General features: G+C 71.7%; 18 protein-coding genes. 9 read left to right on the forward strand and 9 right to left on the reverse strand.

Annotation, left to right across the window (positions count from 1 at the left end; genetic code table 11):
* Together ACSMHG_RS02275 and trxA are read left to right on the forward strand one after the other, a co-directional pair.
* Nucleotides 1–328, forward strand: a 328-nt coding sequence (locus ACSMHG_RS02275; protein ID WP_435741745.1) for an FAD-dependent oxidoreductase, incomplete at its 5' end; no start/stop codon positions are given.
* Between the two features lie 119 nt (nucleotides 329–447).
* Complete coding sequence (trxA, locus tag ACSMHG_RS02280) at nucleotides 448–774, forward strand: thioredoxin (RefSeq protein ID WP_435741746.1); 327 nt, start codon at nucleotides 448–450, stop codon at nucleotides 772–774.
* A gap of 43 nt (nucleotides 775–817) precedes the next feature.
* On the opposite strand, the gene ACSMHG_RS02285 is transcribed toward trxA, so the two are convergent.
* Complete coding sequence (locus tag ACSMHG_RS02285) at nucleotides 818–1471, reverse strand: GNAT family N-acetyltransferase (RefSeq protein ID WP_435741747.1); 654 nt, start codon at nucleotides 1469–1471, stop codon at nucleotides 818–820.
* A 52-nt stretch (nucleotides 1472–1523) separates the two neighbouring features.
* On the opposite strand from ACSMHG_RS02285, the gene ACSMHG_RS02290 reads away from it, so the two are divergent.
* Together ACSMHG_RS02290 and ACSMHG_RS02295 are read left to right on the forward strand one after the other, a co-directional pair.
* The gene (locus ACSMHG_RS02290; protein WP_435741748.1) at nucleotides 1524–2738 is read left to right on the forward strand and encodes a pyridoxal phosphate-dependent aminotransferase; all 1215 of its coding nucleotides are present in this window, start codon (nucleotides 1524–1526) and stop codon (nucleotides 2736–2738) included.
* 43 nt (nucleotides 2739–2781) lie between these two features.
* Entirely contained in the window at nucleotides 2782–3546 is a 765-nt protein-coding gene (locus ACSMHG_RS02295) for a lysophospholipid acyltransferase family protein (protein ID WP_435741749.1), read from the forward strand.
* Between the two features lie 86 nt (nucleotides 3547–3632).
* Here ACSMHG_RS02295 and ACSMHG_RS02300 read toward each other — a convergent pair whose 3' ends face one another.
* The 8 genes from ACSMHG_RS02300 to rpmH form a co-directional block, all read right to left on the reverse strand.
* Nucleotides 3633–4628, reverse strand: coding sequence for a ParB/RepB/Spo0J family partition protein (locus ACSMHG_RS02300; protein ID WP_435741750.1), 996 nt, complete (start codon nucleotides 4626–4628; stop codon nucleotides 3633–3635).
* Nucleotides 4625–5458 carry a ParA family protein gene (locus ACSMHG_RS02305; protein ID WP_435741751.1) on the reverse strand — a complete coding sequence of 278 codons (834 nt, stop codon included), beginning with the start codon at nucleotides 5456–5458 and terminating at the stop codon, nucleotides 4625–4627. The genes ACSMHG_RS02300 and ACSMHG_RS02305 overlap by 4 nt, the downstream gene beginning before the upstream one ends.
* A 313-nt stretch (nucleotides 5459–5771) precedes the next feature.
* Nucleotides 5772–6488, reverse strand: coding sequence for a 16S rRNA (guanine(527)-N(7))-methyltransferase RsmG (gene rsmG / locus ACSMHG_RS02310; protein ID WP_435741753.1), 717 nt, complete (start codon nucleotides 6486–6488; stop codon nucleotides 5772–5774).
* Nucleotides 6489–6567: 79 nt separating this feature from the next.
* Nucleotides 6568–7089, reverse strand: coding sequence for a Jag family protein (locus ACSMHG_RS02315; protein ID WP_435741754.1), 522 nt, complete (start codon nucleotides 7087–7089; stop codon nucleotides 6568–6570).
* A complete protein-coding gene (gene yidC, locus ACSMHG_RS02320) occupies nucleotides 7086–8093 on the reverse strand; it encodes a membrane protein insertase YidC (protein ID WP_435741755.1) in 1008 nt (335 codons plus the stop codon). The genes ACSMHG_RS02315 and yidC overlap by 4 nt, the downstream gene beginning before the upstream one ends.
* Nucleotides 8094–8096: 3 nt before the next feature.
* On the reverse strand, nucleotides 8097–8345 hold the full coding sequence (gene yidD / locus ACSMHG_RS02325; RefSeq protein ID WP_435741756.1) for a membrane protein insertion efficiency factor YidD: 249 nt from the start codon (nucleotides 8343–8345) through the stop codon (nucleotides 8097–8099).
* Nucleotides 8342–8728 carry a ribonuclease P protein component gene (rnpA, locus tag ACSMHG_RS02330; protein ID WP_435741757.1) on the reverse strand — a complete coding sequence of 129 codons (387 nt, stop codon included), beginning with the start codon at nucleotides 8726–8728 and terminating at the stop codon, nucleotides 8342–8344. The genes yidD and rnpA overlap by 4 nt, the downstream gene beginning before the upstream one ends.
* 49 nt (nucleotides 8729–8777) lie before the next feature.
* A complete protein-coding gene (gene rpmH / locus ACSMHG_RS02335; RefSeq protein ID WP_011758123.1) occupies nucleotides 8778–8915 on the reverse strand; it encodes a 50S ribosomal protein L34 in 138 nt (45 codons plus the stop codon).
* A 425-nt stretch (nucleotides 8916–9340) separates the two neighbouring features.
* Here rpmH and dnaA point away from each other — a divergent pair, with 425 nt between their 5' ends.
* From dnaA to ACSMHG_RS02360, 5 genes are all read left to right on the forward strand, one after another.
* On the forward strand, nucleotides 9341–10843 hold the full coding sequence (gene dnaA / locus ACSMHG_RS02340; protein WP_435741758.1) for a chromosomal replication initiator protein DnaA: 1503 nt from the start codon (nucleotides 9341–9343) through the stop codon (nucleotides 10841–10843).
* 403 nt (nucleotides 10844–11246) lie between these two features.
* Nucleotides 11247–12386, forward strand: coding sequence for a DNA polymerase III subunit beta (gene dnaN, locus ACSMHG_RS02345; protein WP_435741759.1), 1140 nt, complete (start codon nucleotides 11247–11249; stop codon nucleotides 12384–12386).
* Between the two features lie 53 nt (nucleotides 12387–12439).
* Complete coding sequence (gnd, locus tag ACSMHG_RS02350) at nucleotides 12440–13411, forward strand: phosphogluconate dehydrogenase (NAD(+)-dependent, decarboxylating) (protein ID WP_435741760.1); 972 nt, start codon at nucleotides 12440–12442, stop codon at nucleotides 13409–13411.
* Nucleotides 13412–13418: 7 nt separating this feature from the next.
* On the forward strand, nucleotides 13419–14573 hold the full coding sequence (gene recF, locus ACSMHG_RS02355; protein WP_435741761.1) for a DNA replication/repair protein RecF: 1155 nt from the start codon (nucleotides 13419–13421) through the stop codon (nucleotides 14571–14573).
* Nucleotides 14563–15192 (forward strand): DciA family protein, encoded by a 630-nt coding sequence (locus tag ACSMHG_RS02360; RefSeq protein ID WP_435741762.1) that lies wholly within the window; start codon nucleotides 14563–14565, stop codon nucleotides 15190–15192. The genes recF and ACSMHG_RS02360 overlap by 11 nt, the downstream gene beginning before the upstream one ends.
* The last annotated feature ends 141 nt before the right edge of the window (nucleotides 15193–15333 follow it).

Raw genomic sequence — 15333 nt, forward strand, 5'->3', positions numbered from 1 at the left:
GCGGATGGACGCGACCGGTCTGTTCATCGCCATCGGCCACGACCCCCGCTCCGAGCTGCTCCGCGGGCAGGTGGAGCTGGACGCCAACGGCTACGTCGTCGTGGCCCACCCCTCCACGAGCACCAACTTGGCCGGCGTCTTCGCCGCGGGTGACCTCGTCGACCACCACTACCGCCAGGCGATCACCGCGGCCGGGACCGGCTGCGCGGCCGCCCTGGACGCCGAGCGCTACCTCGCCGCCCTCGACCACGTCGAGACCTCCCCCGAGGGCGCGCAGTCGCGCCTCGAGGCCGAGCTCGCCGCCGAGGCGGCGCCGGCCGGCAGCTGAGGTCTCGCCCGGCCGCGCGCGGGACCAGCCCGGCCGCAGCCGGAACAACTGTCGGCCGGGTGGTGTTCACTCCTCACAGGCTTCCGCCTGAGACGATCTCCAGGGAAAGGGATGTGCACGTGGGCAACATCGCAGCCGTGACCGACGCCGAGTTCGAGGCCCAGGTCCTCAAGTCCGACAAGCCGGTCCTGGTCGACTTCTGGGCCGAGTGGTGCGGCCCGTGCCGCCAGGTCGCGCCGATCCTCGACGAGATCGCCGGCGCACACGGCGACAAGATCACCTTCTTCAAGATGAACGTCGACGAGAACCCGGTGACTCCGTCGTCCTACCGGGTCACCGGCATCCCGACGATCAACGTCTACCAGGGCGGTGAGGTCGTGAAGACGATCGTCGGCGCCCGTCCGAAGGCGACGCTGCTCAACGAGCTGTCGGACTTCATCGCCTGAGTGATGCGCTGGGCACCGCCCAGCCGCCGTCCCTGCGGGCGGCTCACCGCACTGCGGCCCTCGGCACGCTCCCTCGGGAGGGTGTCGGGGGCCGTACCGGTTGCGGCACCGGCCGCACGGCGTCGACGAGGCGCTCCAGCGCCGCCTCGACCTCGTCCTTCCACGTCAGCGCCGAGCGGAGCTCCATCCGCATCCGGGGGTGGAGCGGGTGTGGACGCAGCGTGCCGAAGCCGACGCTGGAGAGGAAGCCCGCCGGCACCACGCACCCGCCGCCCACGGCGCCGGTGGTGCCGAACGCCTCGACCGCACGGATCCCGCCCCGTTGGATCAGGTCGCGGGCCATCCCCTGCACGAGCATCCGGCCCAGCCCGCCCCCGGCATGACGCCGGTCGACGTGGAGGCTGGCGAGCAGGACGGCGTCGGCGCTGACCGGTGCGGTCGGGAACCCGGCGGCCCCGGGGGCGAACGCCGCGGGCACGTAGACGGCGTGCCCCACGGGCTCCTCGTCGACGAGGACCACCCGGCCGCACGAGCCCCACTCGCGCAGCACCTCCGAGAGCCAGGCGTGCTTCTCGGCTGCTGGGTCGTCGACGCGCCCGCGTCGGACGGGGTCCAGCTCCCAGAACAGGCACTCCCGGCACGGTCCGGTGAGCTGGTCGAGGTGGTCCAGCGTCAGCCGGACGACCTTCCGCGACATGAGGACCTCCTCCCGCCCGCCATCATGGCACGCGGCCTGCGAGGATGGCCGTGTGCGCCAGATCCGCCAGAGCCGAAAGCTCAAAGATGTCCGGTACGACGTCCGTGGTCCGATCCTCGTCGAGGCCCAGCGCCTGGAGAGCGAGGGCCATCGGGTCCTGAAGCTCAACATCGGCAACACCGCACCGTTCGGGTTCGAGGCGCCCGAGGCGATCGTCGCGGACATGGTGCACCACCTGCCGGACTCCCAGGGGTACGCCGACTCCCGGGGCATCTACGAGGCCCGCACCGCGGTGATGAACTACTACCAGTCGCGCGGCCTCCGGGAGACGAGCGTGGAGGACGTCTTCATCGGCAACGGCGTCTCCGAGCTCATCTCGATGGTGCTGCAGGCCTTCGTCGACGACGGCAACGAGATCCTCGTGCCCGCGCCGGACTACCCGCTGTGGACCGGAGCGGTGACCCTGGCCGGCGGCACGGCGGTCCACTACCGCTGCGACGAGGCGGACGACTGGAACCCCGACCTCGCCGACATCGAGGCCAAGGTCACCGAGCACACCCACGCCCTGGTCATCATCAACCCGAACAACCCGACCGGAGCCGTCTACAGCGAGGAGACGGTCAAGGGCCTCGTCGACATCGCCCGCCGCCACGACCTGGTCGTGATGGCGGACGAGATCTACGAGAAGATCCTCTTCGAGGACGCCGTGCACCACCACGCGGCGACCTACGCCGGGAGCGACGTGCTCTGCCTGACCTTCAGCGGGCTGTCGAAGGCGTACCGGGTCTGCGGCTACCGCGCCGGCTGGGTGATGATCTCGGGGCCCAAGGAGCTGGCGACCGACTTCATCGAGGGCCTCACCCTCATCGCGAACATGCGGATGTGCTCGAACGTGCCGGCCCAGCACGCCATCCAGACCGCGCTCGGGGGCTACCAGTCGGTCGAGGAGCTGATCGGGCCGGGTGGGCGCTACTACGAGCAGTCGATGCTCGCCCACCGACTGCTCAACGAGATCCCCGGCGTCAGCAGCGTGCGCCCCCGCGGAGCGCTGTACTGCTTCCCGCGCCTCGACCCGGAGGTCTACCCGATCGAGGACGACGAGGCGTTCGTGCTCGACCTCCTCCGGGCGAAGAAGCTCCTGGTCACGCACGGCACCGGGTTCAACTGGCCCGCGCCCGACCACTTCCGGCTGGTGACGCTCCCGGACGTCACCGTGCTCGAGGAGGCCATCGGCCGGATCGCGGACTTCCTCGCCGTCCGTCGCTGACCCACGGGCGCGGCCGCCTTCGCCGTGCCCCTACGCTCGCCGCATGCGCGACATCAGCTACCCGCCGATCATCCTGACGGCCAAGGCCGCCTTCCGGCTCCTGGGCCAGCGGTTCCAGCTGACCGGTACCGAGCACGTCCCTCGTGAGGGCGGCGTGCTCCTCGCCTGCAACCACGTCGGGTACCTCGACTTCATCTACGGCGGTCTCGCGGCCCACCCGTCGGGTCGGCTGGTGCGGTTCATGGCGAAGAAGGAGATCTTCGACCACCCGGTCGGCGGTCCGGTGATGCGCTCGATGCACCACATCGAGGTGGACCGCGGCGAGGGCCTCGCGTCCTACCGCACCGCGGTCGACTACCTGCGCCAGGGCGAGGCCGTCGGGATCTTCCCCGAGGCCACCATCTCGCGCTCGATGGAGATCAAGGAGCTGAAGTCCGGCGCGGTGCGGATCGCGGCGGAGGCCGGGGTGCCGCTCCTGCCGGTGGTGCTGTGGGGCACGCAGCGGATCCTGACCAAGGACCACCCGAAGGACTTCTCCCGCGGAAAGACCATCTCGATCACGGTCGGCGAGCCGATGCACCCGACGGGGGAGGACCCCGTCGCGGAGACGGCCGCCCTCAAGAAGGCGATGACGGGGCTCCTGGACCAGACGATCGCCGGCTACCCCGCCGACGAGCAGGCTCCGGGATCCTGGTGGCTTCCCGCCCGGCACGGAGGGTCGGCGCCGACCCCCGAGGAGGCCGACCGCCTCGACGCAGAGGAGAAGCGCGCCCGTGCCGCCCGGCGGGCCCAGCGCCGCGGAGCCTGACGGCTGTCACAGAGCTGCTTTGTCGACAAAGCGTTAAGTGGCTTCATCGCTAGATCGTTGTAGCGATGTCGCCGACCGCTGCGACGTCAGATCGGGCGGTCCGAGCGGTTCCGGGGGTCCATCACGTCCACGATCCGGCGGAGGTCGTCCAGCGAGGCGAACTCCACCGTGATCTTCCCCTTGCTCTTCCCGAGGTCGACCTTCACCCGGGTCTCGAACCGGTCCGAGAGCCGCTCGGCCAGGTCGGCGAGGCCCGGGGCGGCCGGCTTGGCGCGCCGCGCCACGGGCGCCGCCGTGCTCGGGTCACCCACCGCGACGATCTCCTCGAGGCCACGGACGCTGATGCCCTCGGCCACCACCCGTTGGGCCAGTCGGTCCTGCAGGCCCGCGTCCTCGACCGCGAGCAGTGCCCGAGCGTGACCCGCGGACAGCACGCCGGCGGCCACCCGCCGCTGGACGGCAGGGCTGAGGCGGAGCAGGCGCAGGGTGTTGCTGATCTGCGGGCGCGAGCGCCCGATCCGCTGGGCGAGCTCGTCGTGGGTGCAGCCGAAGTCCTCCAAGAGCTGAGCGTACGCCGCAGCCTCCTCCAGCGGGTTCAGCTGGGACCGGTGCAGGTTCTCCAGGAGCGCGTCGCGGAGCATGTCGGTGTCTTCGGTCCGCCGGACGATCGCGGGGATCCGGTCGAGCCCCGCCTGCTGGGAGGCGCGCCACCGGCGCTCGCCCATGACGAGCTCGTACTCGTCGTCCCCCGTGCGTCGGACGACGACCGGCTGCAGCAGCCCCACCTCGCCGATCGAGTGGACGAGCTCGGCCATGGCGTCCTCGTCGAACACCTGCCGGGGCTGCACCCGGTTCGGCACGATCTGGCCGATCGGCACCTCGGCGAAGTAGGCGTCCGCGACCGGCGCCAGCGCCCCGGCGGGCGCGGGGGAGCCTGGAGCGTCCGGGGAGCCTTGAGCGTCCGCGGAGCCGGTGCTCGACCGGCCCGAGCCGTCCGTCCCACCATCCGAGTCGGCGGCCGTCGGGATGAGGGAGCCGAGGCCGCGGCCGAGACCACGGCGACCCTGCGGCTTCGACGTCACGCGGACCCTCCTCGGCGAGTGGCCGCACGGCCGGTGATCTCCCGCGCTGCCTCCAGGTAGCTCAGCGCGCCGGGGGAGCCGGGGTCGTAGGTCATCACGGTCTGACCGTACGACGGCGCCTCGGAGACCCGCACGGAGCGGGGGATCGCCGTCCGGAGCACCTGGTTCCCGAAGTGCTCCCGCACCTCGTCGGCGACGCCGGCTGCCAGCCGGGTGCGCGCGTCGTACATGGTGATGAGGATCGTCGACACCTCCAGCGCCGGGTTCAGGTGCGCGCGCACCATCTCGACGGTCTCGAGGAGCTGGCCGAGGCCCTCGAGTGCGTAGTACTCGGCCTGGATGGGGATCAGCATCTCCTCGCCCGCGACCAACGCGTTCAGCGTGAGCAGACCGAGCGAGGGCGGACAGTCCACCAGCACGTAGTCGAAGCGCTCGTCACCCGCCTCGGCGGCGGTGCCGACCCACGGGTGGCCGCTGATGGCCTTCTTCAGGCGTCCTTCCCGGGCCACCACGCTGACGAGCTCGATCTCCGCGCCGGCGAGGTCGATGGTCGCGGGGACGACGAACAGGCCGTCGAGGTCGGGACTGGGGCTCACGACGTCCGCGAGTGGTACGCCGTCGACCAGGGCGTCGTAGGTCGACGGCGTGCCCCGCCGGTGGTCGACGCTCAGCGCCGTCGACGCGTTCCCCTGCGGGTCGAGGTCGATCACGAGCACCCGCTGGCCGAGCTGCGCGAGGGCCGCTGCGATGTTCACCGTCGAGGTCGTCTTGCCGACGCCGCCCTTCTGGTTGGCTACCACGAAGACCCGGGTCCGTTCCGGGCGGGGCACGACGGGCCGCTCGCCGGTCCGCGAACGGGCGAGCACCGAGTGCTGTGCGGCCTTCGCGAGGGGCGTCTGGTCGTCGTCGAACCCGGCGGAGTACTCCGCGAGCTCCTCAGCCGTCCGGACCCGGTAGCTACCGGCAGTCGAGCTGGTTTCACGTGAAACCCCACTCGGGTCCGTTGTTCCACGTGAAACGTCGGGTGGCTCAGACACGGGCACTCCTGTGGATAACTTCGGCAAAACTGTGGACGTTCACGCTCAGCGGCGCAGTGTCGTCGGTGGATAACCTGCGGAACGGCGGCCGGCGGCCCCTCCGCCGCTAGGAGCCCCGATCTCCTCGGCTGCGCGAGCCGCGCTGACCGGCGGGACCCCTTCCCTTCGGTCGCCGACCGCCGGGGGCGGCCGCAGCGCGCCAAGATACCGCCGACGGATCCGCCCAGGAAACCCGGACCGCCATCGTGGTCTCCGCGAGGGAGTCAGCTCCCAGCACGAGCGGCTCAGGAGCCGCGCATCCGAGTCCGGCCAGCACGTCCCGCGCGCCGTCGATCTCCTCCGCGACGGCGGACCCCTTCATCGCCACCAGCGACCCGGACGGCGCGACCAGGGGCATCGACCACTCCAGCAACCGTCCCAAGGGTGCGACCGCCCGCGACGTCACCACGCCGAACCGGCGGGTGCCATGGAGGCTCTCCGCGCGTCCCCGCACGACCTCGACGCGCTCGAGTGCGAGCTCCTCGACCACCTCGCTGAGGAAGGTCGTCCGGCGCAGCAGCGGCTCGAGGAGCGTCACCTCGAGATCAGGCCGTGCGATCGCAAGCACCAGACCGGGTAGGCCTGCTCCCGAGCCGACGTCGCAGACCCGGGCTCCCTCCGGGATGGCCTCCCCCAGGACGGCGCAGTTGAGGAGGTGCCGGGTCCACAGGCGGGGCGTCTCGCGCGGCCCGATCAACCCGCGGACGACCCCCGCATCCGCGAGCAGCCCCGCGTACCGCACGGCCAGCTCCAGGCGGTCCTCGGGGAAGAGCGACCGCGCCACCTCTGGCGGGGGAGGCGGCGGCGATGTTTCACGTGGAACCTCGCCCATGGTCCTCAGCTCCGAGGGCGAGCGGGGACGATCACTCCGGGAGGACGACGACGTACCGGCGCGGCTCCACGCCCTCGGACTCCGAGACCAGACCCGCCTGCGCCACCACGTCGTGGACGACCTTCCGCTCGAACGGCGTCATCGGGTCGAGCGACACCGGCGATCCCGACTCCCGGACCCTCGCGACCGTCTCCTCACCGAGCGCGACGAGCTGCTCACGCCGCTGGGCGCGGAAGCCGGAGATGTCGAGCATCAGTCGCGAGCGCTCGCCGGTCTCGCGGTAGACCGCGAGCCTGGTCAGCTCCTGGAGGGCGTCGAGCACCTCGCCCTCGCGCCCCACCAGCTGTTGCAGGTCGGCGCCGACGATCGAGACGGCGGCGCGGTCGCCTTCCACGTCGATGTCGAGGTCACCGTCGAGGTCCGCGATGTCCAGCAGCTCCTCGAGGTAGTCCGCGGCGATGTCGCCCTCGGCCTCGAGCCGCTCCACGCGCGACGGCCGCCGGTCGTCGGCCTCGCCCGTCACCTGCGTCGTCTCCGTCGTCTCGTCGGTCACTTCTTCTTCCCACCTTCGGTACTGCCGCCGGCAGCACGCTGGCCGCCAGAGGACTTCCGTTGCTGTCGGGTCTGCTTGCGCGGCTGCTGGCGCTGCGAGGGACGCGGCGCCGGCGGCGCCTGCTCCTCGACCGGCGCGGAGGACGTCGACTCGGCAGCGGCGTCGCCGCCCTTGCGAGCCGCCTTGGTCCGGTCCCGCTCCTGCTTCGCCGCGAACGCCGGCGTCCCCGGCGCGGGGTTGTTGCGGATGACGTAGAACTGCTGGCCCATGGTCCACAGGTTCGACGTCGTCCAGTAGAAGAGCACGCCGATCGGGAACGCGATGCCGCCGACGGCGAAGACGACGGGCAGGACGTAGAGGAGCATCTTCTGCTGCTGGGCGTACGGACCGCTCAGCGCGTCGGCCGGCATGTTCTTGCTCATCAGCTGCCGCTGGGTCAGGAAGGTGGTCGCCGTCATGGCGACGACGAGCACTGCAGCGAGCGCCATGACGCCGAGGTGGCCGTCGGCGTTGAGGAAGGTGTTGGCGATCGGGATCCGGCCGAAGAGCTCTGCGCCGCCGAACTGGTCGGCCTGCTCGCCGGTCAGGATCCCCCTCGGGTTGCCGTGCGACGCCTGGTCGATGAGGCGGAAGAGCGCGAAGAAGATCGGCATCTGGAGCAGGATCGGCAGGCAGGAGGCGAACGGGTTGGTCCCGGTCTCCTTGTAGAGCTTCATCGTCTCCTGCGCGAGACGCTCCCGGTCGTGCCCGTACTTCTTCTGCAGCTCCTTGACCTTGGGCTGGATCAGCTGCATGTTCCGGCTGGACTTGATCTGCTTGACGAACAGCGGGATCAGGGCCGCGCGGATCACCAGGGTCAGCCCGACGATCGACAGCACCCAGGCAGCCCCGCTGTTCGGGTCGAGGACGCGGCCGAGGACGTTGTGGAACCCGACGAGTATGACGGAGATGACGTAGTAGAGCGGCGTCATGACGAAGCCGCCGATGTCGGTGAAGAAGTCCACGGGTCAGGCTCCTTGGCTGGGCATGGACCCCGCGCTCGCGCGGGGAGGAACGGGGTCGTAGCCGCCGGCCGACCAGGGGTGGCAGCGACCCAGTCGGCGCACCGCGAGCCAGCTGCCGCGCACGCTGCCGTGTGCGGTGACGGCCTCCAGCGCGTACGCCGAGCAGGACGGGTGGTACCGGCAGACCTGCCCGTACAGCGGGCTGATCACGGCCCGGTAGCCGCGCAGCAGCGCGATGAGGACGTGCTTCACGCCGGCACCGTGGGCAGGGCACGCCGCAAGCCCCGGGACAGGTCCGCGTCGAGCGTCGCGTACGCCGCCTCAGCGGCGGCAGGGAGCGCCCGGACGACGAGGACCGAGCCCGCCGGGAGGCGAGCGACGTGCTCCCGGGCCAGGTGACGCAACCGGCGCTTCACCTGGTTGCGGACCACTGCGCCGCCGACCGCCTTGCTCACCACGAGTCCGACCCGGGGTGGCAGGGGTTCGGCATCGCGGTGCGGCGATGCCTCGCTACCCGCTGTGCCGTCGGGCACGAGCAGGTGCACGACGAGAGACCTGGTCCCCGCACGTGCGCCCGCGCGGACGGCCGCCCGGAACGTGTCCGCGTCGCGCAGTCGGTGCGACGGGGGCAACATGGGCGGTCGCCGGCGGTGCGCTGCGGGCGGGTGGACGGCGTCGCGACCGTCAGACGGCCAGGCTCTTGCGGCCCTTGCGCCGGCGCGACGACAGGATGGCGCGACCGGCACGGGTGCGCATGCGCAGGCGGAAACCGTGCACCTTGTGGCGACGACGGTTGTTCGGCTGGTACGTACGCTTGCTCACGAGCTCTTCCTTCGGATGGCGGTTCGGGGAGTCGACCCTGGCGGAGCCGGGTGCGGCACCCGTCGACACCGGGTGACCGGCCAACGGTACGCGCTCGGGAATTGCAGGGTCAAACCGGCGGACACAGGCGAGAGACGCCTCGCGACCACCCTACGGGGCCTGTGGATGACGGCTTGCCGCTCGTCGCCGGAGCGGGTTACGTTCGAACCCGTCGGGGTTCCCCTCCAGTCGCCGAGCCGGACCGGTGCGGCGCACCGCACGCTCCGCCGCGGAGCCGCTCACCACCGGCTGACCTGCAGGAACACGCACAGCTCGGTGGCGCACACTGGACCTCGACGAGCCTTCCGCACGGCGAGCGAGCCTGGTTCACAGCCTGTGGACAAAGGTGTGGAACTTTGTTCGAGGTCAAGAGAAGGGGAGCCCCCGTGGAGCACACCGTGCCGGACCTGGCGCAGGCCTGGCGGACCGTGGTCGAGGAGCTGCAGCCGCACCAGCGGGCGTGGCTCACCGCCAGCGAGCCCGTCACGTTGCACGAGAGCACGGCCATCGTCGCCGTGCCGAACGACTTCACCCGTGGCCAGCTCGAGGGGCGGCTGCGTGGCCAGCTCGAGGACGCTCTGACCATCGCCTTCGGCCGGGAGATCCGCATCGCGGTCACCGTGAACCCGGCGCTCGAGGCGCCCGCGCAACCGGCCGCCGTGGTGCCACCCACGCTCGACGAGTCGATGGATCGATCCAGCGACATGTCGACAATGCCCGGTGACGACCGCAGCGGCCTCGAGCCGGCTCCCTCGGGCCACGCCGTCGACCCCGGCGCGCGGGACGCGCTCCCCCCGCCCTCCGCCTTCGGTGCCTCCCACGCGCCGGAGGGCAACCGGCCGACAGCCCTGGAGACCCGCCTCAATCCGAAGTACACGTTCGAGACCTTCGTCATCGGCTCCTCGAACCGCTTCCCGCACGCCGCCGCCGTCGCCGTCGCCGAGGCACCGGGCAAGGCCTACAACCCGCTGCTGGTCTACGGCGACTCCGGTCTCGGGAAGACCCACCTCCTCCACGCGATCGGTCACTACGTCCGGAGCCTCTACACCGGGGCGAAGGTGCGGTACGTCTCGAGCGAGGAGTTCACCAACGAGTTCATCAACGCGATCCGCGACGACCGGCAGGACCGGTTCAAGCGTCGCTACCGCGACGTCGACGTGCTCCTCATCGACGACATCCAGTTCCTGGAGGGCAAGACCCAGACCCAGGAGGAGTTCTTCCACACCTTCAACACGCTCCACAACGCCAACAAGCAGATCGTCCTGACCTCCGACCGGGCGCCGAAGCGGCTCGAGGCGCTCGAGGACCGGCTGCGGAACCGGTTCGAGTGGGGGCTGATCACCGACGTCCAGCCGCCGGACCTCGAGACCCGGATCGCCATCCTCCGCAAGAAGGCGGCGATGGACCGCCTGACGGCGCCGCCGGACGTGCTGGAGTTCATCGCCTCGAAGATCCAGACCAACATCCGCGAGCTCGAGGGCGCCCTCATCCGCGTCACGGCGTTCGCCAACCTCAACCGCCAGGAGGTCGACATGACCCTGGCCGAGATCGTCCTCAAGGACCTGATCCCCGAGGGCGGCGAGCCGGAGATCACCGCGGGCCTGATCATCGCGCAGACCGCGGCCTACTTCGGTCTCTCCATCGAGGAGCTGACCGGTCCCAGCCGCGGCCGGCACCTGGTCATGGCTCGACAGATCGCCATGTACCTGTGCCGCGAGCTCACCGACCTCTCCCTGCCGAAGATCGGCGCGCAGTTCGGCAACCGCGACCACACGACGGTCATGTACGCCGACCGGAAGATCAACCAGCTCCTCGCCGAGCGGCGGGCGGTCTTCAACCAGGTGAGCGAGCTGACCAACCGGGTCAAGATGCAGGCGCGGCAGGGCTGATCCCCCGGCGGCGGACCTGGATGACCGTGGTCGAACGTGTCGTCCACCTGTGGACCAGGACCCGCCTACCCCCCGAACTACACGGGGAGGATCTGTGGAGAAGAGATGACCACCGCCCGCCGGAGCCGGCGGGCTCCACATCCCGAGCACGAGCGTGGGTCGTTCCTCCACAACCCCTGTGCACGTCGAATCGCCGACCGGACCTGCACGAACACGGTTCATCCACAGTTTCCACCGATGCTCTGACTCCCACCTACCTCCAGACGATCAGATCCTCGGTGAACGTTCTCCGGGCCCCCTGCCTGTGCACGAACGCCAACCTTCCACCGAATCTCCCACCGCTCCGGCGCGCATGGCAGGATGCGGATCCCGATCTGGCCTCTCTCCACCGAAGGACTCCATCGTGAAGTTCCGCGTCGACCGCGACGTGCTCGCGGACGCTGTCGCCTGGGCTGCTCGCAGCCTCCCGGTCCGGCCCAGCGTGCCGGTCCTCGCCGGCCTCCTCATCGACGCGACCGACGACGGCCTGGTCCTCTCGACGTTCGACTACGAGACCTCCGCGCGGGCGACGCTGATGGCCGAGGTCAGCGACGAGGGCCGCGCCCTGGTCAGCGGCCGGCTGCTCGCCGACATCTGCCGCAGCCTCCCCGCGAAGCCGGTCGAGATGGTCCTCGAGGGGGCCCGCGTCTCGCTCACGTGCGGCTCGGCCCGGTTCAGCCTGCAGACGATGCCGGTGGAGGACTACCCGAGCCTCCCGGAGATGCCCACCGCGACCGGCACGGTGCCGAGCGACCAGTTCGCGCACGCGGTCGCCCAAGCCGTGACGGCCGCCGGCCGCGACGACATGCTGCCGGTCCTGACCGGCGTCCGGCTCGAGATCGACGGCGCCACCATCTCGCTGCTGGCCACCGACCGCTTCCGCCTCTCCCAGCGCGAGCTCGGGTGGAGCCCGCGCACTCCCGACGAGAGCCTGGCGGCGCTGGTGCCGGCCAAGGTGCTGGGCGACACCGCGAAGTCGCTCACCGCGGGCAGCGAGGTCACCATCGCGCTGTCCGCCACCGGCACCGGTGAGGGGATCATCGGCTTCGAGGGCAACGCTCCCGGCGGGGTGCGCCGGACGACCACCCGGCTGCTCGACGGCGAGTTCCCGAAGGTGCGCAGCCTCTTCCCCTCCGAGCACCTGACCGTCGCGAAGGTCGAGAAGGCGGCGCTCGTGGAGTCGGTCAAGCGCGTGGCGCTGGTCGCCGAGCGCAACACCGCGGTCCAGCTCGCGTTCAGCGACGGCGTCCTCACCCTCGACGCCGGCTCCGGCGACGAGGCGCAGGCCTCGGAGTCGATCGAGGCCACCGTCGAGGGCGACGACATCACCACCGGGTTCAACCCCCAGTTCCTCCTCGACGGCCTGACGGCCATCGACCAGCCGGTCGTCGAGCTGGCCTTCACCCAGTCCTCGAAGCCCGTCGTCATCAGCGGGTCCGTCGAGGACGGTGCCGCGGAGCCCGGGTTCCGCTACCTGTTGATGCCGCGCCGTCTGCTCTCCTGAGGATGGGTACCGGCCGCACGCCCCTGACCCATTCCTGAGCGGGAGGAAGCACCATGCACCTCGGACTCGTCGGCCTCGGCAAGATGGGCGGCAACATGCGTGAGCGCCTGCGCCGCGCCGGCCACACCGTGACGGGCTACGACCGCAACCCCGACGTCAGCGACGCGGACTCCCTCGAGGACCTCGTCGCCCAGCTGCCGAGCCCCAAGGTGGTCTGGGTGATGGTGCCGGCGGGTGAGCCGACCCGGCAGACCGTCGCCACCCTCGGTGAGCTCCTCGGCGAGGGCGACGTCGTCGTCGACGGCGGCAACTCGCGCTGGACCGACGACCTCGAGCACGCCGAGATGCTCGCCGCGAAGGGCGTCGGCTTCGTCGACTGCGGCGTCTCCGGTGGTGTCTGGGGCCTCGAGAACGGCTACGCGCTCATGTACGGCGGCTCGGCCGAGGACGTCGCGAAGGTGCAGCCCGCCTTCGACGCGCTCAAGCCCGAGGGCGAGTTCGGCTCCGTCCACGCCGGGCGGGTCGGCGCCGGCCACTTCTCGAAGATGGTCCACAACGGCATCGAGTACGCGATCATGCAGTCCTACGCCGAGGGCTGGGAGCTGCTCGAGAAGGTCGACATGGTCGACAACGTCACCGAGGTCCTGCGCTCCTGGCGGGAGGGCACGGTCATCCGGTCCTGGCTCCTCGACCTGCTGGTGGCGGCGCTGGACCAGCAGCCGAACCTGGAGGGGATCCGCGGCTACGCGGAGGACTCCGGCGAGGGGCGCTGGACGGTGGAGGCCGGCATCGAGAACGCCGTCGCCACTCCGGCGATCACCGCCGCCCTCTACGCGCGGTTCGTCTCCCGGCAGGACGACTCCCCGGCGATGAAGGCGGTGGCGGCCATGCGCAACCAGTTCGGTGGCCACGCCATGCAGACCTCGGCGCCCGAGGGCGGTGACGCCGACACCGGCACGCCGGACCAGACGGCGTCGGCGGAGGCTGCCGGCTCGGGCGACCCGTCGGCGCCCGCGGAGAGCTAGGGAGCCGTTGCACGTCTCGCACCTGACCCTTCACGACTTCCGGTCGTACGCCGCCGCGGAGGTGGCGCTGGACCCGGGCGTCACCGCGTTCATCGGTCGCAACGGGCAGGGCAAGACCAACCTCGTGGAGGCGGTCGACTACCTCTCCCGGCTCTCCTCCCACCGGGTGGCCGGCGATGCCCCACTGGTCCGCGCCGGCGCGGACCACGCGGTGGTGCGAGCCGCGGTGGTCCGCGACGGCCGCACGGCCGTGCTCGAGGTGGAGATCAACCCCGGCCGCTCGAACCGGGCGCGGGTCAACCGGTCCCCGTTGCCCCGGGCCCGGGAGCTCGTCGGCCTGGTGCGGACCGTGGTCTTCTCCCCGGAGGACCTCACCCTGGTCAAGGGCGACCCCTCCGACCGGCGCCGCTTCCTCGACGACCTGTTGGTCCTGCGCACGCCGAGGATCGCCGGCGTGCGCGCCGACTACGACCGGGTCCTGAAGCAGCGCAACTCCCTGCTCAAGACCGCCGGCGCCGCACGCCGGGGCAGCAGCTCCCAGGAGGCGGCCTTGTCGACGCTCGGGGTCTGGGACGCGCACCTCGCGCGCACCGGCGCCGAGCTCCTGGCCGGTCGCCTGGAGCTCGTCGCCGAGCTGGCGCCGTACGTCGGGCGGGCGTACGCGACCGTCGCCCGCGGCGCGAACCGGGACGACGCCGGCATCTCCTACCGCCCGTCGCTCGAGCTGGACGGCGTCGCGGACCGGGGCGCCCTGACCGAGGCGCTCCTCGCCGAGCTCGAGCGCCGACGCGGTGACGAGCTGGACCGAGGGGTCTCGCTGGTCGGGCCGCACCGCGACGAGCTGCTGCTGACCCTCGCGCTCGGTGGGGGCGAGGAACGGCTGCCGGTGAAGGGCTACGCCTCGCACGGTGAGTCGTGGTCCTTCGCGCTGGCCCTGCGGCTGGCCTCCTACGACCTCCTCCGCTCCGACGGCGACGACCCGATCCTGGTGCTCGACGACGTCTTCGCCGAGCTCGACACCGGCCGCCGCGCGCAGCTGGCCGAGCTGGTCGCCGACGCCGAGCAGGTGCTGGTCACCGCGGCGGTGGGCGCGGACGTCCCCGAGGTGCTCGCCGGGGCGCGGTTCACGGTCTCCGGTGGCGAGGTGCGCCGTGACGGCTGACGACGACCGGCCCGACGACCGGCCCGACGACCGGCCCGACGACCGGCCCGACGACCGGCCCGATGGTGGGGCCGGGAGCAGGGCGGAGGGCGACGCCGTCCCGGCCGCCGAGGACCACCGCGCCGACGGGCTCGACCTCGCCCGGGCCCTCACCCGTGCCACGGCGGGGTCGGGGAAGCGCGCCGGCAGGCGCCGGGGGCGTCCGGCCGGTGGCGCCGCCCGGTCGGGTGCCGGCCGGGTCAGCGGCGCGCACCCCGATGACCGCGACCCGCAGCTGCTCGACTCCACCCTCGGCCGGCTCGTGGCCGAGCGCGGGTGGGAGCTCGACCTCCGGGTCCACGGGGTGTTCGGCAGGTGGGCGGAGCTGGTCGGGGACGAGGTGGCCGCGCACTGCACACCGGAGTCCTTCGACGAGGGCCGGCTGGTCGTCCGTACCGACTCCACCGCGTGGGCGACCCAGCTCCGGCTGCTCGCGCCGACGGTCGTGCGCCGGCTCAACGAGGAGCTGGGCCACGGCACCGTGACGGTGATCGAGGTCCTGGGGCCACACCTGCCCACCTGGAAGAAGGGCCCGCGGTCGGTCCGCGACGGGCGGGGCCCACGCGACACCTACGGCTGATCGACCCACCGAGGCAGGGCCCCAGCCCGGGTCCGGCGTGGCCGACGCTCTGCCGTGTGGAGCGGGGATCGGCCGTACCCCCGGCCGTCCACCCCCCTGTTCGGCCGTCCCCGGTGCCCTCACGAGGCTTGTGCGGCCGTT

Source organism: Nocardioides ureilyticus (assembly GCF_051280745.1).
Lineage (GTDB): Bacteria > Actinomycetota > Actinomycetes > Propionibacteriales > Nocardioidaceae > Nocardioides.

What these genes read in the sequence shown, in the direction of transcription:
- ACSMHG_RS02285 (WP_435741747.1), bottom strand. Translation starts at nt 1,471, where the DNA reads ATGTCGCGGAAGGTCGTCCGGCTGACGCTGGACCACCTCGACCAGCTC.
- ACSMHG_RS02295 (WP_435741749.1), top strand. Translation starts at nt 2,782, where the DNA reads ATGCGCGACATCAGCTACCCGCCGATCATCCTGACGGCCAAGGCCGCC.
- gnd (WP_435741760.1), top strand. Translation starts at nt 12,440, where the DNA reads ATGCACCTCGGACTCGTCGGCCTCGGCAAGATGGGCGGCAACATGCGT.
- rnpA (WP_435741757.1), bottom strand. Translation starts at nt 8,728, where the DNA reads ATGTTGCCCCCGTCGCACCGACTGCGCGACGCGGACACGTTCCGGGCG.